Source organism: Streptomyces lincolnensis (genome assembly GCF_021173675.1).
Lineage (GTDB): Bacteria > Actinomycetota > Actinomycetes > Streptomycetales > Streptomycetaceae > Streptomyces > Streptomyces lincolnensis_B.
The window spans coordinates 545027-566043 of the sequence record NZ_JAIHON010000006.1 but is presented as its reverse complement, the minus strand read 5'-3'; the positions used below and the strand labels follow the sequence as shown (position 1 = coordinate 566043).

Here is a 21017-nt window from a genome sequence, read left to right as displayed (position 1 = left end):
AGGAAGGTTCCGCATGAAGCGTGCCCGCACATCCCGATCGACCCGTACCTCCGGCGGCTCCGGAGGCTCCGGCAACTCCCGCGGCTATGACCGCTTCGGCTCCGGCGGTGGCTCGGGTTCCGGCAGTGGCTCCGGCCGCTCCGGCGGCCCGCGCCGCTCCAAGGGCTCCGGCGGCCGCCCGTCGGGCCGGACTGTCGTACAGGGCGAGTTCGCGCCGCCGAAGACCCTGACGCCGGGACTCCCGGCCGTCGAGGCGTTCGCCGAACTCGACATGCCCGCACGGCTGTTGGAGACGCTCGGCCAAGAGGGCGTGACCGTTCCGTTCCCCATCCAGGCGGCGACCCTGCCGAACTCCCTGGCCGGCCGTGACGTCCTCGGCCGGGGGCGCACCGGCTCCGGCAAGACCCTCGCCTTCGGCCTCGCCCTGCTGGCCCGTACCGCGGGCCGACGTGCTGAACCGCGGCAGCCGCTCGCCCTCGTCCTCGTCCCGACCCGCGAGCTCGCCCAGCAGGTCACCGACGCGCTCACCCCGTACGCCCGTTCCGTGAGCCTGCGCCTGGCCACCGTCGTCGGCGGGATGTCCATCGGCCGCCAGGCCAGCGCGCTGCGCGGCGGCGCCGAGGTGGTCGTCGCGACCCCCGGGCGGCTGAAGGACCTCATCGACCGCGGTGACTGCCGGCTGGACCAGGTCGCCATCACCGTCCTCGACGAGGCCGACCAGATGGCCGACATGGGCTTCATGCCCCAGGTCACCGCACTGCTCGACCAGGTGCGCACCGACGGACAGCGGATGCTGTTCTCGGCCACCCTGGACCGCAACGTCGACCTGCTCGTCCGCCGCTACCTGCACGACCCGGTGGTCCACTCCGTCGACCCCTCGGCGGGCGCGGTCACCACGATGGAACACCACATCCTGCATGTGCACGACGCGGACAAGCACCGCACGACCACGGAGATCGCGGCGCGGGACGGTCGAGTGATCATGTTCCTCGACACCAAGCACGCCGTCGACCGGCTGACCAAGCACCTCCTGAACAGCGGTGTCCGGGCCGCGGCCCTGCACGGCGGCAAGTCGCAGCCGCAGCGCACCCGCACCCTCGCCCAGTTCAAGACCGGGCATGTGTCGGTGCTGGTCGCCACCAACGTGGCGGCGCGCGGCATCCACGTCGACAACCTCGACCTCGTCGTGAACGTCGACCCGCCGACCGACCACAAGGACTACCTGCACCGCGGCGGCCGCACCGCCCGCGCCGGCGAGTCCGGCAGCGTCGTCACCCTGGTCACGCCCGACCAGCGCCGCGAGATGACCCGGCTGATGGCCGCGGCGGGCATCACTCCCCAGATCGCCCAGGTGCGGTCGGGCGAGGAGGAGTTGAGCCGTATCACGGGCGCCAAGGCCCCTTCGGGTGTCCCGGTCGTCATCACCACGCCGACCGTGGAGCGTCCCCGCGGCGCGTCCTCCTCGTCCCCGTCCCGGGGCCGTCGGGGACGCCGGGGCCAGGGAGGCCAGTCCGGTCAGTCCGGCCAAGGCGGTCAGGGCGGCCAGTCCCGTCAGTCCGGTCAGGGCGGTCAGTCCCGTCAGGGCGGTGGCGGTCAGGGCCAGTCCTCCGGCGACGCCGCGCGCCGCCGGACGCAGCGACGGTCCCGCTTCGGCTCGGCCGCCTGACACCTCGCCCGCTGAGCCACCACGGCTCCAGCGCGACTCCCGTACGACTCCCGTACGACTTCAGTACGACGAACCGGTACGGCCCGAATCCATCGGGCCGTACCGGTTCGTCGTGGTGGCGGTCACCGCCTTCTCGCGCCGGGCGGTCTCGGTCCTGGCGACACCTGCGGGTGCTGGTCGCGCGGCGTCAGCGGGACACCGGCGAGGAGAGCCGGGGGAGCGCCTCGCCGGCGTCCTGCCGCTGTACGACGGGACGGCGGCGGGCCGGCATCCCGAGCATCGGGTGGGCGACGCCCCAGGCCGCGCCCTTGCAGACCAGTTCCTTGTAGCCGGCGGCGAGACGTCCGGTCAGGGCCGACGGGACGGCGCGGTCGTCGGCGGTGACGAACTGGATCAGCCCTTCCCTGCGGCCCAGCGAGATGCACTGGTTGAAGTAGCGCAGCGGCGCGTGGGGGAGCTTCCGGCCGGTCAGCCGGGCCGCGATGGCGTCGGCGGCCTGCCATGCCATGGGGGTGCCGGAGGCGCACGACATCCGCAGCGGCTTGTCGCCGGGGCCCATCGCCATGGCCGCGTCGCCGACGGCGTAGACGTCGGGGTGGGAGACCGAGCGCATGGTCGCGTCGACCACGATCTGCCCCCTGTCGGTCACCTCCAGGCTGGTGGCCCTCGCGATCGGGTGGACCGCGAAGCCGGTGGTCCACACGGTGACCGCGGCGGGGATCTCCGTGCCGTCGGCGGTGGTGACGCGGTCGGCCTCCACGGCGGTGACGGCGGTGTGCTCGTGCGCGGTGATGCCGAGCCCGTCGAAGACCCCGCGCAGATGCCGGCGGCCCTTGGGCGAGAGCCAGTCGCCGAGGGCGCCGCTCGCGGCGAGGGAGACGTCGAGGTCCGGGCGGGCCTCGGCGATCTCGGTCGCGGCCTCCAGGCCGGTGAGACCACCGCCGACCACGACCACGCTCTGTCCGGCGTCCAGGCCGGCCAGACGCTCGCGCAGCCGGAGCGCTCCGGGGCGGGAGGCGACCTCGTGGGCGTGCTCGGCGGCACCGGGGACACCCGCGTCGTGCCAGCCACTGCCGAGCGCGTACACCAGGGTGTCGTACTCCAGTTCCTCCTCCTGCCCGCCGGTGCCGTCCACGCCGGTGACGGCGACCGTCCTGCGGTCCACGTCCACGCCGGTGACCCGTGCGAGCTTCAGCGCGACCCCGGTGCCGGCGAACATCTCCTCGAAGGGCCGGGCCTTGAGCTCCTGGCCGGCCGCGAGCTGGTGCATGCGGACGCGCTCCACGAAGTCGGGCTCGGCGTTGACGAGGGTGATGGCGACGTCCTCCGGACGCAGCCGCCTGGCCAGACGCCCGGCGGCGATGGCTCCGGTGTATCCGGCTCCGAGAACGACGATGCGGTGCTGCATGTCCGACTCCCCTGTCTGCTGCTCTTCGGCTGGTTCGCCCCTTGAACCGGGCAGCCCGCCGTTTCCTGACAGGAACGAGATGTGAAGCACGTCACACCGGAGTCGGACGGTGTCAGAAGGCCTGCATCAGGGGTTCTCCGTGGTCGGTGGCCGCCCACAGCCGGGTCGCGCGCTCCAGCTTGTCGGGGTTGACCTGGCTGCGGAGCGCGGTGATGCCCTCGGCGGTGACCTCCAGGCAGGTGATGCCCACGACCCGGCCGTCGACGACCGCCACCAGGGCGGGCTCGCCGTTGGCGAGCGTGGCGTGGATCTCGGCCCGGCCGCCGATCAGGTCGCGCTTGGCCTTGGCGGGCTTGAACAGGCCCCGCATGAACTTCGCGACCGCGAGCGCGCCCTCGAACGCCCTCGCCCGCGCCGGCACCTTGCCGCCGCCGTCGCCGACCGCGATCGCGTCCTGGGTGAGCAGCCGTACCAGCGGCTCGGTCCGGCCGCTGGTGGCCGCCGCGAGGAACTCGTCGACGATCCGCCGGGCGGCCGCCTCGTCGATCTCGGTGCGGGCCTTGCCGGCCGCGACGTGCTTCTTCGCCCGGTGCAGGATCTGCTGGCTGGCGGCCTCGCTGATGTCGAGGATCTCGGCGATCTCCCGGTGCGGGTAGTCGAAGGCCTCCCGCAGCACGTACACCGCCCGCTCGTTCGGGGACAGCCGCTCCAGGAGGACGAGTACGGCGTACGAGACCGACTCGCGCCGTTCGGCGGTGTCGGCGGGGCCGAGCATGGGGTCCCCGGCGAGCAGCGGCTCGGGCAGCCACTGGCCGACGTAGGTCTCGCGGCGGGCGCGGGCCGAGGTCAGCTGGTTGAGGCACAGGTTGGTGAGCACCTTCGTCAGCCAGGCCTCGGGGACCTCGACACGGTCGGCATCGGCGCCCTGCCAGCGCAGGAACGTCTCCTGTACGGCGTCCTCCGCCTCGCTCGCCGAGCCGAGCAGGCGGTAGGCGATGGCCTCCAGACGGGGTCTGGCCGCCTCGAACCGGTCCACGTCGTTCCTGGTCATCGTCATGGTCGGGATCCTAGGTCCGGTCCGGCGGGCCCGCCACGACTTCCGCCCGCGGCACCAGCCGTTCCGTGGCCTCGATGTAGGTGCGCAGGACCTGACGGGAGCGGACGAGCGTGTCGATGTGCTCGTCCATGCCCGTCAGCCGGGCGCGCAGGGTGTCCAGGAGCTCGGGGCAGGGCTTCATCTCGGGGGCCGGGCCCGAGAGGCAGGGCAGCAGGTAGGAGATCTCCTCCGTCGACAGCCCGGCGCCGAGCAGGTTCCTGATCTGGCGCACGGCCAGCACGGCGTCCTCGCCGTACTCGCGATAGCCGCTGGTGCCCCGCCGGGGCTCCAGCAAACCCTGGGCCTCGTAGTAACGCAGTTGGTGGGTACGGACTCCGGTCCTCCGGCTCAACTCCCCGATCAGCACGGCAGGTTCCCCCTTGACCTTCATACCGGTCTCAACGTTCAGGATCCTTCCACAGCGGCCAACCGCCTTGGAAGGAACACGAGATGGAAACTCATGACACGAACCCCGCCCCCACCCCTGTTCCCGTCACCGTCATCGGTCTGGGGCTGATGGGCCGTGCGCTCGCCGGTGCGTTCCTGCGCGCCGGGCATCCGACGACCGTGTGGAACCGCACGCCCGACAAGGCCGGGGAACTCGTCGCCCGGGGCGCGCGGCTCGCCGCCTCGGTCCACGACGCCGTCGCGGCCGGTCCGCTCGTGGTGGTGTGCGTCTCGGACCAGCACAGCGTGCGCGAACTGCTCGACCCGCTGGGCGACGTCCTGGACGGCCGGGTGCTGGTGAACCTCACCTCCGGCACCTCGCGCGAGGCCCGCGAGCTCGCGCGGTGGGCGGGACGGCGGAAGGGCACCGCCTATCTGGACGGCGCCATCATGGCCGTACCGCAGGCCGTCGGGACGGCGGACGCGGCCGTCCACTACAGCGGGCCCGAGGCGGCCTTCGACCGGTACGAACCGGTGCTGCGAGCCCTCGCCGGAACCACGGCGCATCTCGGCGAGGACCCCGGCCTGTCCTCGCTGTACGAGGTGGCGGTGCTGACCCTCATGTGGAGCGTCGGGAACGGCTTCCTGCAGGCCGCCGCCCTGCTCGGCGCGGCCGGTGTGAAGGCCGAGGCCTTCGCGCCGCTCGCCCGGCAGGGGGTCGAGATCACGGCCGGCTGGCTGGCCGACTACGCCCGGCAGGTCGACGAGGGCGCGTACCCGGCCCTGGACGCCACGCTGCACACCCACCTGGCCGCGATGGAACACCTCGTCCACGAGAGCGAGTTCCTCGGGGTCAACGCCGAACTCCCCCGGTTCGTCAAGGCCATGGCCGACCGCGCCCTGGCCGCCGGACACGGCGACGACGGCTACGCGGCGCTGATCGAGCAGTTCCGCAAGCCGTCGTGACCGATGGGGCCGTCGTGACCGGGTGCCCCGGGGCGGGTCACCATATGATGGCGTCGTCCATCTCCGTCACCGTGAGCAGCATTTGACATCCTCCCCCTCTTAAAAGAGGGGGATTCCAACCCAGGTGGGTTGAGGTTCACGGACGCTCGACCGCTGGTTGGGCGGTGTCGTCCCTCCGGCACCGGCTGCTGTCACCGGGGACTCGGCCCACCTCAGGGCGGCTCTCGACACCGGCATCGCCCACCTGCGCGCGGCGGCCCCGCCCGGCACGAGCGGAAGCCCCGCCTCCCCCACCCCGTACTCTTAGGCCAGCCTTGGCTAAGAAACTGGGAGAGGGCGGATGTCGGGAGCCGCGAGCCGGCGGGTGGGGTGGATGGCCGTCGGGCTCCTGTTGCTGCTGCTGGCGGTGACGCTGAGTCTCGCGGTGGGCAGCCGCGCGATCGCCCCCACGGTGGTGTGGGACGCCCTGGTGCACGGCGGGACGAGCGACGACGCGCAGGTCGTACGGTCGCTGCGGCTGCCGCGGACCGTCATCGGCGTACTGGTCGGCGTCGCCCTCGCCATTGCCGGAACGGTTCTTCAGGGCATCACCCGCAACCCCATCGCCGAGCCCGGCATCCTGGGCATCAGCCAGGGCGCCTCGCTGGGCGTCGTCTGCGCGATCGCCTTCCTCGGGGTGCACTCGCTGACCGGGTACGTCTGGTACGCCTTCGTCGGCGCCGGTGTCGCCGCGGTGTGCATCTACGCCGTCGCCGGCGGCGGGCGCGGAGGTGCCTCGCCGGTGAAGCTGGCCCTGGCCGGTGCCGCGATGAACGCCTTCCTCGCCTCCGTCGTCTCGGCGATCCTCACGACGAACGCCCGCGCCCTGGACGAGTTCCGCTTCTGGGACGTCGGCTCCATCAGCGGCCGGGACGCGTCCATCGCGGGCCAGGTGTGGCCCTTCCTGCTCGCCGGACTGCTGCTGGTGCTGAGCATGGCCCGCGGTCTGGACGCGCTCGCGCTCGGCGACGACATCGCGCGCGGCCTCGGCCGCAACGTCGCCCTGCTGCGGGCGGCCGGCGCCCTGGGCGCGACCGTGCTGACGGGTGCCGCGGTCGCCGCCGCGGGGCCCATCGCCTTCGTCGGGCTCGCCGTACCGCACATCGCCCGCGCCCTGGTGGGCCCGCAGCACCGGACCCTGCTGCCCATGGCCGCGCTGCTCGGGCCGGTGATGCTGCTCCTGGCGGACGTCCTCGGCCGGATCGTCGTACCGCCCTCGGAGGTGCCGGTGGCCGTGATGACCGCGCTGACCGGGGTGCCGTTCCTGGTCGTCCTGGTGCGGCGGAAGAAGGCGGTGGCGGTATGACGTACACCCCCGAGCGCGCGCCGGTCCGTCCGCCCGGCCACACCGTCCTGCGGGCCGGGCGCGGCAGCAGCTTCCTGCTGCACCGCCGGGCCCTGCTCGTGGCCGTCGCCCTCACCGTCCTCCTGGCGGCCGCCGTGGTGGCGTCCCTGTGCGTGGGTGAGTCGTACGTCTCTCCCGGCGAGGTCGTCCGCGTGCTGCTCGGCCTGCCCAGCCCGGACGAACTGGTCGTGGGCACCCTGCGGTTGCCGCGGCTGGTGACCGGGCTGCTGGTGGGCGCCGCCTTCGGGGTCTCCGGGGCGCTGATCCAGACCGTGGCCCGCAACCCGCTCGCCAGCCCGGACGTCATCGGCGTCACGCACGGCGCGGGCGCGGTGACGGTCGCCGCGATGACGTTCGGGCTGACCTCGTACACCCTCCTGCCGTACGTGTCCGTCGTCGGCGGTCTCCTCGCCGCCCTGCTGGTCTACGTGCTCGCGTGGCGGGGCGGGCTCGCCGCGTCCCGCTTCGTGCTGATCGGCATCGGCATCTCGGTGGCGCTCGGTTCGCTGACCCGGCTGTTCGTGACGAAGGGCGACTACCTCGTCGCCCAGCAGGCCAAGACCTGGCTCACCGGCTCCCTCAACGGCCGCGGCTACGACCAGGCGGCGCCCCTCGCGACGGTCCTGGTGCTCCTCGTGCCGTTCCTGCTGTGGGCGGCGCGGGCGCAGCGCGGGTCGGCGTTCGACGAGGACACGGCGACCGCGCTCGGCATCCGGCTCGGCCGGACCCGCCTCGGGCTGAGCCTGCTCGGGGTGGTCCTCGCGTCCGTGGCGACCGGTGCGGCGGGGCCCGTCGACTTCGTCGCCCTGCTCGCCCCGCAGATCGCCCGCCGGCTCACCCGCACCCCGCACATCCCGCTGCTGTCCTCGGCGCTCATGGGCGCGCTGATCGTGGTCGCCGCGGATCTGCTGGCCCGCCGGCTCTTCTCGCCGCTGGAGCTCCCGGTGGGCGTGTTCACCGCCCTCGTGGGCGCCCCCTATCTGATGTGGCTGATCGTCCGCACCCGCAGCAGCCGTTCCGGAGGAACCGCGTGACCGGCACCCACCCGACCCCGGACGCGACGGAAGACCGTCCCGCCGCGGCCCCCGCCCCCGCCCCCGCGTCCGGCACGCGCCTCGCCGCCCGCGCGCTCACCCTCGCCTACGACGACCGTGTGGTCGTAGAGGACCTGGACGTGGAGATTCCCGACGGGCGGGTCACCGTTATCGTCGGTCCCAACGCGTGCGGGAAGTCGACGCTGTTGCGTGCTCTGGGGCGGCTGCTGAAGCCGCGCGGGGGTGCCGTGCTGCTCGACGGCGTCGATCTGGCCCGGATCCCCTCGCGGCGGATCGCCCAGGTGGTCGGGCTGTTGCCGCAGACTCCGGTGGCGCCGGAGGGGATCACCGCCCTGGACCTGGTCTCGCGCGGGCGCCAGCCGCACCAGAAGTGGTGGCGGCAGTGGTCCGACGCGGACGAGACGCACGTCGGCGAGGCGATGGAGCGGACCGGGACCGCCGACCTCGCCGAGCGGCCGGTGGACGAACTGTCGGGCGGCCAGCGCCAGCGCGTGTGGATCGCGATGGCCCTCGCCCAGGACACCGACCTGCTGCTGCTCGACGAGCCGACGACCTATCTGGACATCGCCCACCAGGTGGAAGTCCTGGATCTGGTGCGGCAGTTGAACCGCGAGCGCGGCCGGACGGTGGTGGCGGTGCTGCACGACCTGAACCAGGCCGCCCGCTACGCCGACCATCTGATCGCCATGCGGGCCGGACGCATCGTGGCGCAGGGCCCGCCCGCCGACATCGTCACCGCCGAGTTGGTCCAGGACGTCTTCGGACTGGCGTCGGTCGTCGTACCGGACCCGGTGACGGGCGACCCGCTGGTGGTCCCGGGGCCCCCGCGCCAGGCGGGCCCCCGCCCCGGGGCGTGACCGGAACCACACACTCCAGACCTGGCCGGCCCACAGGGTTCCCCTATGGTTCCCATAAGGTGAGCCTTGCCTAATTTTTACCCAGTTGCCACCGTACGACGGGAGCCCTCCCATGTCCGTGTCCGTCCGCCGCCGCGGCACCGCCGCAGCAGCCCTCGCCCTCGCCGCCGCCCTCGCCCTGACGGCGTGCGGCGGCTCGTCCGACGGGAACGGCACGTCCGCCGAGGCCTCCACCGGAGCCGGCGGCAAGAAGGCGGTCGCGCAGGGCGGGGACGAGTTCGCCGACGCGGCGAAGAAGACCGCCGCGATGGGCACCGACGCCAAGCCCGGCCAGTGGCCCCGTACCCTCACCCACGCCATGGGCAAGACGGAGATCAAGGCCCGGCCCAAGCGGGTCGTCGTCCTCGACGTCGGCGAGCTGGACAACGTGGTGTCGCTGGGGATCAAGCCGGTCGGCCTCGCCCCCACCGAGGGCTCCCCCGAACTGCCCTCCTACCTGAAGAAGGACGCGGGCACCCCGAAGAACGTCGGCACGATCAACAACCTCAACCTGGAGGCGATCGCCGAGCTCAAGCCCGACCTGATCCTGGGCAGCCAGCTGCGCGCCGCCGACAAGTACGACGAGCTGTCGAAGATCGCGCCGACCGTGTTCTCCCTGCGCCCCGGCTTCACCTGGAAGGAGAACTACCTCCTCAACGCGGCCGCCCTCGACAGGACCGCCGAGGCGAAGCGGAAGCTCGCCGCCTACCAGGCCGAGGCCAAGGCGCTGGGCGAGAAGCTCGGTGCCGACAAGCCGACCGTGTCGATGGTCCGCTTCATGCCGGACGGCGTCATCCGCCTGTACGCGGGCGCCTCGTTCATCGGCACCATCCTCAAGGACGCCGGTATCCCGCGGCCCAAGAACCAGCAGGTCAACGACCTCGCCACCGAGATCAGCGCCGAGAACATCGACCAGGCCGACGGCGACTACATCTTCACCGGCGTCTACGGCAACCCCAAGGCCACGGACAAGTCCAAGGCCCAGGGCAACCCGCTGTGGAAGAACCTCGCCGCCGTCAAGGCCGGCCACGCCTACGACGTCCCGGACGAGACCTGGTACCTCGGCCTCGGCGTCACGGCCGCCCACGAGGTGCTGGCCGACCTGGAGGAACGCCTCACCCGGTAGGCACGGTCCCGTTCCCGATGCCCGCGACCGCGCTCCGCACGAGCGCGGTCACGTCGTCGACGGAACGGTCGGCGCAGTCGACGCGCCGCACGGCAAGCTCCGGCCGGGACCGGGCCAGCCGGTCCAGCACCTCGTCGTAGCGCTGCCGCGTGGCCGACAGGAAGGCCCGGGTCTCGTGCAGTTCGCTGCCCCGGGCGCGTTCCCGGGTGCGCCGCAGGGCCTGGTCCACGGGCAGGTCGAGCAGGAGCACACCGTCCGGCAGCGTGACCCCGAAGGTGCGGCCGAGCACGTCGAGCATCTCGTGCGGCGGCAGCGTGCCCCAGCGCAGGACCTCCGTGCCCAGCTCCCAGGGGTCCGAGGTCCCCGCACACGTCCGCAGCCAGTCACCCACCGCCCGCGCGGCGCCCGGCTCCTGCTTGTGCCACCACGCCTCCACATCGCCGCCGGGCCCGGCGTCCCGCGCGACGGACGCGAACATCGGCAGGTACACCAGGGGGTCGACGAGGGGATGGCGGTCGGCGAGCAGCGTCGGGCTCCGGCCGGCGGCCCGCCGTTCCGCCGGGCCGAACAGGCACAACTGGAGGCAGAGCACGGCGACCTTGAGCTGCACCCGGCCGAGGGCGTCCGCCGCGGACGAGGCCTCGGCGAGCGCCGCGGACAGGTCCGAGAAAGGGCTGTCCGGGTCCTCGTGGCCGCGCACCGCGTGCACGACGGCGACGTCGTCCCGCTCGCGGAGGCGGTGCAGCACCGTGGTCTTGCCGACACCGTCGATGCCGACCAGGGCGACCCGCACCTCACCCACCGTCCCGGGTCCGTTCGAGGTCCCACAGCCGGAAGGCGGTCCGCGTCACCCGGGGCAGGAACGCGAACTCGCGCTGGGCGTGGCCCGCCGCGTACAGCGCCAGCCGGGTCATCAGGAACGTCCGCAGCGCCAGCCGGTAGCCGTGCCGCCAGTCGCAGCCGGCCACGAGTTCCGCCGCCCGCGGCGACACCCCGGCCACCGCCCGCGCGTGCGCGCTGAGCAGCCGGTCGACCTCGGCCCGCGTCACCCGCGGGCCGACCGTGAACGCCAGCAGCTCCACGAGATCACGCTGCGGCACGTCGATCGTGGCGAGTTCCCAGTCGTAGGCCACCACCCGGCCGTCCCGCACCGCGAGGTTGCGCGGATTGAAGTCGTTGTGGACCAGGGTCCGGGGCTGCGCGTGCAGGTCCTGCGTCCAGTACCCGGCGTCCTCGACGATGCCGAGCAGGATGTCCCGGCGGCGGGGGTCCAGCACCTCGGGCGACTCCGCGGCGGCGTGCCGGACGAGTTCCCCCCACAGTTCGTGTGCCTTCGCCAGGTGGGCCGGCTCCGGTACGTGGTGCAACCAGCCCTCGGCCAGCAGCTCCTGGTCGCGGCCGAGCCAGTGCCCGTGGACCCGGGCCACGGCGCGCAGGGCGTCCTCGATACGGTCGCCGTCCCACGGGCCGCCCTCGTCCCGCAGCCGTTCCATGAGGACGACGTGGGCCTCGCGCTCGTCGTCCTCGATCAGGCCGTGGCAGCGCGGCAGCAGATCCGTCAGCGCGGGCTCCGTGCGCCGGTACACCGCCAGTTCACGCCGGTGCGCGTCGGCGAACCCGGTGTCGGCGCCCCAGCGGTCCCAGGCCGTGGCCAGGCCCTCGCCGCTGAGGGAGAACAGCTTCGCGATACCGGCGACGACCTCCTCCCCGCGTGACTTGACCTTCGCGACCAGCTCGGCCGTCGTGGCCGTTCCCGAGCCGTCCGTCCAGGTCACCGTCAGCGGATGCAGCCCCGTCAGCTTGCGGCGTTCGCCGAGCGCACCGAGTTCGCTGGTGATTCCGTCGCCGTGCAGTCGGGGGCCCGGCACCACCCGGGTGACGTGCAGCCGGGAGTCGCCGAGCCCTTGGGCCAGGACCGGCTGGAGCAGGGCCGCGTCGAGGTCGCCGGGCCGCAGCCAGTCCACGCGACGGGCCCGGCCGAGCCGCTGGTGCGCGTCGGCGAACTGACCGCTGACCACCGCCGCCAGGGTCGAGAGGTCGAGGGCCAGGGCGAACCCGGCGACGATCTCGGCGAACCGGCGGGCCCCGCCCGCGCCCGCGCAGCCCAGGAGGGTGAGCAGCTCGCGCTGGTGCGGCAGCCCCGTGCCGCCGCCGACGGTGCCCACCACCAGGTTGGGCAGCAGGATCGTGGCGACCAGGTCGTCGCCGTCCGTCTCCACCGAGAAGACGGACACCCCCGACTCGTGGACGCAGGCCACGTCCTGGCCCGTGGCCACGAACAGCGCCGCCACGATGTTCGCGGCGTTGACGCCGTGCCCGAGCATGCCGGCCTGCTGGGACCCGAGGACCGTCGCGGTGTGGCTTCTGACCATGGCCTCGGGGGTGGTCTTCAGGACGGCGGCCACGACATCGCGGTGGAGCCGGCACTCGGCGGTGACCCGGGTGCCCCGGCCGGCCAGCATGGAGCCGAAGGTCGCCTTCTTGTCGCCGCTGAGATTGCCCTCCAGGAGCAGGTTGCGCGGGCGCAGCTCCTCCTCGTCGGCGAGGGCCTCGGTCAGCCAGCGGCAGATCTGCCAGGTCACCGCCGTGGTCATGTTCTGGCCGGCGGCGTCGGCCGTCTCGAAGACGAAGCGCAGGTGCAGATAGCGGCCGATCTGGTGGGGGTCGACGTCGGTCAGACGGGTGTGCCGGGACACCAGGCCGACCTGCTCGTCCAGCGTGTCGCGCCGGTCGAGCAGCCAGCCGGTGAACCGGTGCGCGGCGGTGAGGTCGGCGAACTCCAGCACGGGTGCGCGGGTCATCCGCTGCGACAGCACCTTCGTGCGGACGCCGCCCGAGGCGGTGATGGCCCGGGCGCCCCGGGACGCCGACGCGACGAGCGCGCCCTCCGTGGTGGCCAGCGGGGCGACGACACTGTCGCGCACGGTGTCCCCGTCGAACAGCAGCGGCCCGGCGAGGCCCACCGGCACCTCGACGGAGCCGAGGAAGTTCTCCACGTTGCCGACCAGGTTCGGGGCGTCCAGCGCGGTGCTGTCCAGCGACGCGAGCGGAGTGCCGCTGCGTTCGCGCAGCCAGTCCAGCCGCTGTCTGCGGGCGTCCTCGGTGTACTGGCCGCGGCCCGGAATGGTGTCGGTCATGCGTCCCTCGTTTCGTGACGTGGCGTCGGCATCAGACGGCACCCCCGGGCCGGGCGGCGACGATCCTCGCCCAGGTGTCGTCGGCGGGCACGAAGACCCGGTCCTTGACCCGGGGCGGGCGCTGGCCGCCGCGCACGGTGCGCTCCCACTCCCGCAGGAAGGCGTCCGCGTGCACGGTGATCACCTCGACCGGGCCGGTCCGTCCCGACCGGCGGCCGGCGAGGTAGCCGGGGCACTGCTGGGCCAGCCGCGCGTCCAGGGCGTCGGCCAGTTCCGGGACCGGCGGGCCGTCGAAGGCCACGGCGACCTGGTAGTGCCCGGCGGTCCCGCCCGTCTCGCCTGTCCCGCCCGTCTCGCCTGTCCCGGTGTCCAGGCGGTAGGTGGCGTTGCGGATCTCCGCCCCGGTGTCGTGGCAGGCGGCGCGCAGGGCGCGGACGGCCATGGCCTCGGTGAGCCGCTCGCCGGCGGCGGAGCGGACGATGTCGCGTCCGGCGTACTCGATCCGCGGGGTGCGGCCGACCCGGCCGACGACCCGGACCACGTCCGTGACGGCGCACCGGTACATGCCGCCGATGTGGCTGAAGACGAGGTGGTAGTCGTGCCCCTCCTCGATCTCGGTGGCGAGCAGCGTCTCGCTGTCGGCGGTGACGGGCCCGTCCGCGGGGACGAACTCGTAGACGCAGCCCGGCAGATACAGCGGCGCCCCGGTGGGGTGCCGGTCGACGGGCACGCCGGCCGGTCCCTCGCAGGACGCGATGGGCGCGGCGAACGTCCGGACGCCGGGACCGTACGTCTCCCGCACCCGGGGCAGGTAGAGCGAGGCGAGCGCGCTGTTCCAGACCAGGACGGCGCTCAGGCGCGGCCAGAGGTGGTACGGCAGGACCGTGCCGAACGTCTTGGCGTACCGCGCGATGTCGTCGGCGCGCTCCGGGTTCGGTGTGGTGTGCGGGCGTCCGCCGAGCGTGCCGGCCCTGATGTCCTCGACGAGCCGGGGCCACAGGGTGCGCAGCTGGTAGGGCAGTCCGGCGACCATCGCCGGGTTGACTCCGACGACGACACGGATGTCCTGTTCGGCGGCGAGGCGCAGCTTGAAGTAGCCGCGGTCCCACGGGTCGGCGGTGGCCAGTTCGTCGGGTATGCGGCTCCACGGGGCGTCGTTGCCCGGACCGACGGCCGACGTCTCGCCGAACCGGCGGTAGTCGACCTGGCTGGCGCCGATGTGCGGCTGCCCCGCGCGGGTCGTGGCCCGGGGCGCGGTCGGGTCCTGCCACAGGTTCAGCACACCGTTCGGCACCGCCGCCTCGGGCACCGTGCGCAGCAGCGGGGCGAAGGCGGCGTGGTAGAAGGGCAGGAAGGTCGACCGCATGTACGTGGGTGTCACCGGGATGTGCTTCTCCCGGCCGGTGCTGCCGCTGGACGAGAAGTAGACGACCGGGTCGTCCGCGGTGAGCACCCTCGGCTCGCCGTCCATGGCCCGCTCGATCCAGGGCATGAGGGCCTCGTGGGTGCGGATGGGCACCGCCCGGCGCAGGTCGTCGACGGTGCGGACGCCGGCCAGTCCGTGCTCGCGGCCGAACGCGGTGTCCGCGTTCTGCTCCAGGACGCGGGTGAGCAGGTCGCGTTGCACCTCCTCGGGCCGGTCCAGGCTCTCCAGGAACCGGCGGTGCTCCGCCAGCACACGTGCGGCCTCCATTCAGCGGCCTCCTTCGTCGGGGGTCGGGGTGAGCACGCCGTACAGGCGCAGCCGGTCGGGGTCACGGCCGGAGCCGGTGGCTGTGCCGGTGCCGGAGTCGTCGGGGGCGATCCGGGTCTGGACCGAGGCCCCGCGGGCCGGATCGCGCAGGGCGGGGAAGTCGGCGACGTCGAGGGTGTCGGTGTGCTCGACGCGCAGGGTGTCGCCCGGTCCGACCAGGCCGCGCAGCACCGCCTCGGCGATCAGGTGGTGGGCGTGCACGAGGTAGGCGCCGTTGCTGACGCCGCCCGTCGCGAGGGCCACGTCCACGACGTGCCCCGAGGACGGGCCCGCGACGGGCACGCTCAGCGGTCCGGCGGGCGCCGCCACCGGAGCGGGGCCCTGGAAGGCCCGCAACAGCCGTGACAGCGGGTCGAGTCGGCGGCGCGGCGCCGGGCCGTACCAGGCCAGGTCCGCCGTCGGGGTGAGGTGGCGGTGCGGGTGGCGGAGGGCGACGCTCGTGGGCCGGCCGGCGAGGAAGACGGTCCTGGTGAAGGTGCGGTACCAGCCGTCCCTCAGGTCGCCCGGAATCCCCAGCGCGAAGTCGGCCGCCCCCCGCAGGAACGCGATCGGGTCGAGGTCGGCGACGACGACCGCGACCGTCGTCCCGGCCGGGGCGGCCGGAGCAGCCGGGGCGGCCGGAGCAGCCGGGACGGCCGGGACGGCCGGGACGGCCGGGACGGCCGGGACGGCCGGGACGGCCGGGACGGCCGGGACGGCCGGGACGGCCGGGACGGCCGGGACGGCCGGGACGATCGAAGCAGCCGGGTCGGCCGAAGCGGCCCCGCCACGCAGTCCGCCCCGGACCGACTCGGCACGCGCCCGCGCCGCCGCGGCCAGCACCTCGGCGTCGGACCACCGCGCCCGCGGCGACGGCTTCCCGCGCGCTTCGGGCCCGCCCGGCCGGATCGCCTCCCCGTCGGGCCACCGCGTGCCCGGTGCCCCGCTCATGTGTAGATCCCCCGCAGTTCGGGGGCCGGCGGGCCGGAGCGCCTGCCCAGCAGGGCGGCGGTCAGGCGGTACGGGTCGACGTAGCCCTGCTGGGCCCGCAGCCGGGCGAGGGTCGCCGTGAGCTGGGGCGGCGCGGGGTCCGTGCGGCCGGCCGGTGCCCTGTCGAGCAGGCGGGCGGCGCGCCCCACACAGCGGCGCAGCAGGTGCATGCGGAACGGCTGGGCCGAGCGCCGGTGCAGTGTGCCGGCGAAGTACAGCCGCATCCCGAGCCGGTAGGCGGCCCGGTCCGCGGTGCCGGAGGTGGCGGCGAGTTCGCCGAGGGTCGCGCCCCGCCAGCCGCCGTACCGGCTGGAGCGCGACGCGCCGTCCACGGGCACCCGGCTCAGCGGGAGGCGCAGGGTGCGGGCGCCGAACTCGGTCAGGACGCGGTCGAGCAGCAGATAGTCGGCGGCGATGCCGTCGTCGTGGACGAGCAGGAACAGCCGGTCGGGGCGGATCAGCGGGATCAGCTCGCGCAGGATCGGCAGCAGGTAGTTGGGGTGCCCGTCGCCGTCGACCAGTTGACGCAGCGGCAGCCCCCAGCGGGGGCCGTCGAGATGGACGGGTCCGCCGAAGCGCCGGTGGTCCACGAGCAGCCGCCGCTCGGCCAGTGTGTCGATCATGGCCCGCGCGCCGGTGGCCAGCGGGCGGTCGGCGGCCAGCCCGAGGTCCCCGACGCCCAGGTGGTCCAGCTGGGCCCGCCACAGGTCGAGCATGCGCCGGCCGGCGGGATGGATCCAGCCGTCCTCGTCGGCCCTTCTCAGCCGTTCCCGGACGGCCCGGCGGTCGGGCGCGCGACGCTCGGCGTGGAAGCGGACGTACCGCTCGCCGATCCGGGTGTCCGACTCGCGGCTCCAGTCGGTGTCCGGCTCGGTCAGCTCCAGGTGGTGCCAGAAGGCCGTCGCCTGGGTGGTGACGGTGGCCATGCGGTTGTTCCAGACCAGGCGTACGCCGCCGACCCGGGCGCTCGCCTTCAGCAGGACGTCCGTCCACAGCAGGCCCTTGACGTGGGTGGGGGTGAGCGGCTTCGTGGGCGTGATGGTCACCGGTGCCACGACCAGTTCACCGACCAGTTCACCGACCACCGGGTGATCCTGTCTCCACATGGTTCTCCCCATGGGCCAAGTGCCGTTCGTACCAAGGCACTTGACGGTCGATGGAGCGAGGCTAACCGGGCCCGGAATTCGGGCGCCAACGAAATCCGGCCGCTGGCACGTTGCTGCCACCGCGGGCCTCCCGGGCCGCCCGCCCCGCAGGAACGTGCCACCGCCGCCGCCCCGCACCCTGCGGAAAACCGCAGGGTGCGGGGTGCGGAGAACCGCACAAGTTCGACGGCAATCCTCATACCGGGGCTGATCTGCCGGTTCCTAGCGTGGTCCATGGATCGCGGCACCTGTCCGCGGCGAACGTCCCGCAGCCTGGAGACTTCGAATGGACCTCATGACCCTGGCTCTGCCCCAGGAGCCCGCCGGCGGAATCGCGGGATGGGCAGCCGACCTCGTGGACACCATGGGCGGCCCCGGGGCGGGTCTCGCCATCGCCCTGGAGAACCTCTTCCCGCCGCTGCCCAGCGAGGTCATCCTCCCGCTGACCGGCTTCGCGGCCGGCCAGGGTGTCATCAGCCTGTTCTCGGCCCTGTTCTGGACCACGCTCGGCTCCGTGGTCGGCGCCGCCGTCCTCTACTGGATCGGCATGGTGTTCGGCCGTGACCGCATGTACGCGATCTGGGGCAGGCTGCCGCTGGTGAAGGTCTCCGACCTGGAGCGGACGGAGGAGTGGTTCCGCAAGCACGGCACCAAGGCCGTCTTCTTCGGCCGCATGGTGCCGATCTTCCGCAGCCTCATCTCCGTGCCGGCCGGCCTGGAACGCATGCCGATGCCGATCTTCCTGCTGCTCACCACCCTGGGCAGCCTGATCTGGAACTCCGTGCTCGTGCTGTCCGGTTACTGGCTGGGCGACCAGTGGGACCTCGTCGAGACCTACGTCGGCGTCATCAGCAAGGTCGTCCTCGTCCTGGTCGTGGTGGCCGTGGCCCTCTACGTCGTGATCCGCCTGCGCTCCCGCGGCTCCGCCCAGCACCGCCGTACGTCGTGACCGGTCCCCTTCTCGTCCCGGTCGAGCGATCTTGCCCCGGCTGCGCCGCCCGACTAGTCTCGGCGACCGTGCAGGGGGACTCGGCGGACTTCACCACCCGGCCCCTCCCGACGGCGCTCGGACCCGCGCAACCGGGAGGAGATCCTCCGTCGACGCCGCAGCCCGCGTTGCCCCGGCGGGCCGCCGGTCTCCTGTCCGGCTGTGCGACCGCGCTTCTGGGGCTGCTGTACTTCGCCGTCGTCGGCACCCTCCTCGGCCCGCTGCTGCTGTGGCCGCGCACCCGGCGCCAGGCCCTCGTGGTGCTGACCGCCGGAGCCCGCCGACTGACCCGGCTCGAACGCCGGCGCCGCTCGCTCTTCTTCGGGGACAGCTTCCCCGACCGCCCGGTCCCCGACCACCGCATCCTGCGCTACCTCGCCACCCGTACCTACGCCGGTCTGATCACCGCCGTCGTGCTCGGTCTGCTCGGCTTCGGTGCCGTGCTGGCGGGTCTGCTCGTCGCCAGTCTCGCGCGGGGCACCCTGGAGTGGCGGGAGCTGCTCACCCAGGGACTGCTCGGCGGGGTGCTGCTCTTCCTGGACGTCCAGGGCCTGGTGTCGCTGGAGGCGTTCGACGCGCGGCTGGCCCGCGAGTACTTCGGTCCGTCGGAACGCGAGCTGATGCAGCGGCGCATCGACGAACTGGCCACCAGCCGGGCGGCGGTGCTGCAGGCCGTGGACACCGAGCGCCGGCGCATCGAGCGGGACCTGCACGACGGGGTGCAGCAGCGTCTGGTGGCGCTGGCGATGCTCCTGGGACGCGCCCGCCGGGGCCGCACGCCCGAGCAGGCGGACAGCCTGCTGGCCCAGGCCCACAAGGAGTCGCAGGACGTGCTGACCGAACTGCGGGAAGTGGCCTGGCGGGTGTATCCGACGGCGCTGGACAACCTGGGCCTGCAGGAGGCGCTGGCCGGGGTGTCCGAGCGGTGCAGCATCCCCATCCGGATGGACTTCGCCCTCACCGACCCGTTGCCCGCCTCCGTCGAGACGGCCGCGTACTTCGTCGTGTCCGAGGCCGTGACCAACGCCGCCAAGCACTCGGCCGCCACCCAGATCCTGGTGAGCGTCCGCGCCTACGGCCCCGTCCTCGTCGTCCGGATCGAGGACAACGGCGTCGGCGGCGCGCATCCCACCGGCAGCGGACTGACCGGTCTGCACAGCCGGGTCGGCGCCCTGGACGGCCGACTGCACGTCCACAGCCCCCTCGGGGGGCCCACCACGATCACCGCGGAGCTGCCGTGCGCGTAATGCTGGCCGAGGACTCGACCCTGCTGCGAGAGGGGCTGGTCCGGCTGCTCACCGAGGAGGGGCACGAGGTCCTGGCCGCGGTGGGGGACGCCGTCGCCCTGATGCGGGAGGTCGAGGCCCGGACCCCCGACATGGTCGTCGTCGACATCCGGATGCCCCCCACCCACACGGACGAGGGGCTGCGGGCGGCGCTGGAGATCCGCAAGCGGTGGCCCGGCGTCGGGGTCCTGGTGCTGTCCCAGCACATAGAGCGCAACTACGCGGCCCAGCTGCTGACCTCCAACGCGGAGCGGGTCGGCTATCTCCTCAAGGACCGGGTCGCCCAGGTGGAGGAGTTCCTCGACGCGCTGGAGCGCATCCAGGCCGGCGGCGCGGCCATCGACCCGGAGGTCGTACGGCAGTTGGTGATCCGTACGACGCACAGCGACCCGCTGGCCCGGCTGACCCCGCGCGAGCGCAGCGTCCTGGAGACGCTGGCCCAGGGGCACACCAACGCGGCCATCTCCGAGAAGCTGCACATCTCCATGAGCACGGTCGAGAAGAACCTCAACATGATCTTCGACAAGCTCGAACTCGCGCACACCACCGGCTACAACCGCCGGATCCTCGCCGTACTGCGGTATCTGGAGTCCTGACGGACGACGTACCGGACGACGTGCCGGACGGCGTGGCAGCCGCCCGGCACGTCGTCTCGGTCACTGGAACGAGTACGGGTTCAGGGCGTCGTCCGGCAGGTGCTCCACCTGGATCCGGTCACCGATGCCCGCCTCCTCTGCGAGTTCGAGCAGGACGTCGAGGGCGACATGATCCTCCAGCGCGAAGCCGGTGGAGTCGAAGACGGTCACCCCCTCGCGGTGGCGGGCCGCCGCCCGGGGGTCGGCGCACAGGGTCATCAGGTCGGGGCCGAGGTCGTCCGCCCCGAGCTGCTGGCACTCCCCCTCGCGCAGCGCCTGCTCCACGTGGTCCGGCGTCACGAACGCCGACTTCAGGACCGCGCGGGGCACCTCGAACTTGCCGATCAGGTCGGCGCCGATGGCGTTGATGTGCACGTGCGGCCGCAGGTTCTCGCCGCTGAGCACGGGTCCCCCGCCGACGCCGACCGAGGTGACGGTGCAGATGATGTCCGACGCCGCCTCCAGCTCGGCGAGGTCCGCGACCCGTACGTCGAGGCCGAGGAAGTCCACGCGGTCGGCGAAGGAACGCGCGTGGGCCGGCTCGATGTCGTGCACGAGGATCCGCTCCAGCGGGAAGACCCGGCTGAGCGCGTGCGCCTGGGTCACCGCCTGGGCGCCCGCGCCCACCAGCCCCAGGACCTTGCTGTCCGGGCGGGCCAGCAGCTCGCTGGCGATCGCCGAGGCCGCGCCGGTGCGGATCGCGGTGGGCAGGATGCCGTCGCACAGCGCCAGCAGACGGCCCGTCACGTCGTCGTAGCGGGTGAGGGATCCGATGATGGTGGGCAGCTGGTACGTGGTGGGGTTCGACGGCGTGTAGGCCACCGTCTTGATCGTTATGGAACGGCCCGGATCATGGTGCGGCATCCACTCGAGGATGGCCGTGTCTCCGGGGCCGCGGAGAAATCCGTCCCGGGCCGGGGTCACACCGGTGTCCGACGCGGTGAACGCCTCCCTGAGTCGGACGATCATCCGGTCCATGAAGCGATCGTTACCGCTCTCCTTGACGAGTTTGGCAACATGCTGCCGGGTGAGGACCGTGGTCTCCATTTTCTCCCCTCGAGTTTCTTCACACCTCGGCAACAAAATGCCAAGGAATGTACGCAGGTCATGTAACGAGCTA

The 21017-nt window shown here is 73.1% G+C and carries 18 protein-coding genes; 9 read left to right on the top strand and 9 right to left on the bottom strand.

What is annotated here, in order from left to right:
- Positions 1–13: 13 nt before the first annotated feature.
- On the top strand, positions 14–1666 hold the full coding sequence (locus tag K4B79_RS20235; protein WP_232028195.1) for a DEAD/DEAH box helicase: 1653 nt from the start codon (positions 14–16) through the stop codon (positions 1664–1666).
- Positions 1667–1853: 187 nt separating this feature from the next.
- Here the strand turns inward: K4B79_RS20235 and K4B79_RS20230 are convergent, their stop codons facing one another.
- From K4B79_RS20230 to K4B79_RS20220, 3 genes are all read right to left on the bottom strand, one after another.
- Complete coding sequence (locus tag K4B79_RS20230) at positions 1854–3074, bottom strand: NAD(P)/FAD-dependent oxidoreductase (protein WP_232028194.1); 1221 nt, start codon at positions 3072–3074, stop codon at positions 1854–1856.
- A 112-nt stretch (positions 3075–3186) separates the two neighbouring features.
- Entirely contained in the window at positions 3187–4131 is a 945-nt protein-coding gene (locus K4B79_RS20225) for an RNA polymerase sigma-70 factor (RefSeq protein ID WP_232028193.1), read from the bottom strand.
- A gap of 10 nt (positions 4132–4141) precedes the next feature.
- The gene (locus K4B79_RS20220; protein WP_232028358.1) at positions 4142–4537 is read right to left on the bottom strand and encodes a MerR family transcriptional regulator; all 396 of its coding nucleotides are present in this window, start codon (positions 4535–4537) and stop codon (positions 4142–4144) included.
- Positions 4538–4620: 83 nt separating this feature from the next.
- Here K4B79_RS20220 and K4B79_RS20215 point away from each other — a divergent pair, with 83 nt between their 5' ends.
- The 5 genes from K4B79_RS20215 to K4B79_RS20195 all read left to right on the top strand — a co-directional run bounded on the left by K4B79_RS20215 (position 4621) and on the right by K4B79_RS20195 (position 9984).
- On the top strand, positions 4621–5523 hold the full coding sequence (locus K4B79_RS20215) for an NAD(P)-dependent oxidoreductase (protein ID WP_232028192.1): 903 nt from the start codon (positions 4621–4623) through the stop codon (positions 5521–5523).
- A 340-nt stretch (positions 5524–5863) separates the two neighbouring features.
- On the top strand, positions 5864–6868 hold the full coding sequence (locus K4B79_RS20210; protein ID WP_374208495.1) for a FecCD family ABC transporter permease: 1005 nt from the start codon (positions 5864–5866) through the stop codon (positions 6866–6868).
- Positions 6865–7941, top strand: coding sequence for a FecCD family ABC transporter permease (locus tag K4B79_RS20205; protein WP_232028190.1), 1077 nt, complete (start codon positions 6865–6867; stop codon positions 7939–7941). Before K4B79_RS20210 ends, K4B79_RS20205 begins: the two co-directional genes overlap by 4 nt.
- 119 nt (positions 7942–8060) lie before the next feature.
- Positions 8061–8819: an ABC transporter ATP-binding protein gene (locus K4B79_RS20200; protein WP_232028357.1), complete on the top strand. Its 759-nt coding sequence runs from the start codon at positions 8061–8063 to the stop codon at positions 8817–8819.
- Between the two features lie 118 nt (positions 8820–8937).
- Positions 8938–9984, top strand: a complete 1047-nt coding sequence (locus K4B79_RS20195; protein WP_232028356.1) for an ABC transporter substrate-binding protein — start codon at positions 8938–8940, stop codon at positions 9982–9984.
- Here K4B79_RS20195 and K4B79_RS48315 read toward each other — a convergent pair.
- Genes K4B79_RS48315 through K4B79_RS20170 form a run of 5 tightly spaced genes read right to left on the bottom strand, consistent with a single transcriptional unit; the run spans position 9974 to position 16949 of the window.
- Positions 9974–10786, bottom strand: coding sequence for a dTMP kinase (locus tag K4B79_RS48315; protein ID WP_232028189.1), 813 nt, complete (start codon positions 10784–10786; stop codon positions 9974–9976). The genes K4B79_RS20195 and K4B79_RS48315 overlap by 11 nt on opposite strands.
- A complete protein-coding gene (locus tag K4B79_RS20185; protein ID WP_232028188.1) occupies positions 10779–13121 on the bottom strand; it encodes a hypothetical protein in 2343 nt (780 codons plus the stop codon). The genes K4B79_RS48315 and K4B79_RS20185 overlap by 8 nt, the downstream gene beginning before the upstream one ends.
- A gap of 31 nt (positions 13122–13152) precedes the next feature.
- Positions 13153–14814: a GH3 family domain-containing protein gene (locus tag K4B79_RS20180; protein ID WP_232028187.1), complete on the bottom strand. Its 1662-nt coding sequence runs from the start codon at positions 14812–14814 to the stop codon at positions 13153–13155.
- Positions 14815–15804: a DUF6182 family protein gene (locus K4B79_RS20175; protein ID WP_232028186.1), complete on the bottom strand. Its 990-nt coding sequence runs from the start codon at positions 15802–15804 to the stop codon at positions 14815–14817.
- Entirely contained in the window at positions 15801–16949 is a 1149-nt protein-coding gene (locus K4B79_RS20170; RefSeq protein WP_232028185.1) for a hypothetical protein, read from the bottom strand. Before K4B79_RS20170 ends, K4B79_RS20175 begins: the two co-directional genes overlap by 4 nt.
- Positions 16950–17274: 325 nt before the next feature.
- On the opposite strand from K4B79_RS20170, the gene K4B79_RS20165 reads away from it, so the two are divergent.
- The 3 genes from K4B79_RS20165 (at position 17275) to K4B79_RS20155 (ending at position 19858) form a co-directional block, all read left to right on the top strand.
- Positions 17275–17937: a DedA family protein gene (locus K4B79_RS20165; protein WP_232028184.1), complete on the top strand. Its 663-nt coding sequence runs from the start codon at positions 17275–17277 to the stop codon at positions 17935–17937.
- A 68-nt stretch (positions 17938–18005) separates the two neighbouring features.
- Positions 18006–19223 carry a sensor histidine kinase gene (locus K4B79_RS20160; RefSeq protein ID WP_374208498.1) on the top strand — a complete coding sequence of 406 codons (1218 nt, stop codon included), beginning with the start codon at positions 18006–18008 and terminating at the stop codon, positions 19221–19223.
- Entirely contained in the window at positions 19223–19858 is a 636-nt protein-coding gene (locus K4B79_RS20155; protein ID WP_232028354.1) for a response regulator, read from the top strand. Before K4B79_RS20160 ends, K4B79_RS20155 begins: the two co-directional genes overlap by 1 nt.
- 60 nt (positions 19859–19918) lie before the next feature.
- Here K4B79_RS20155 and K4B79_RS20150 read toward each other — a convergent pair whose 3' ends face one another.
- Positions 19919–20944 (bottom strand): ornithine cyclodeaminase family protein, encoded by a 1026-nt coding sequence (locus tag K4B79_RS20150; protein WP_232028183.1) that lies wholly within the window; start codon positions 20942–20944, stop codon positions 19919–19921.
- Positions 20945–21017: the final 73 nt, after the last annotated feature.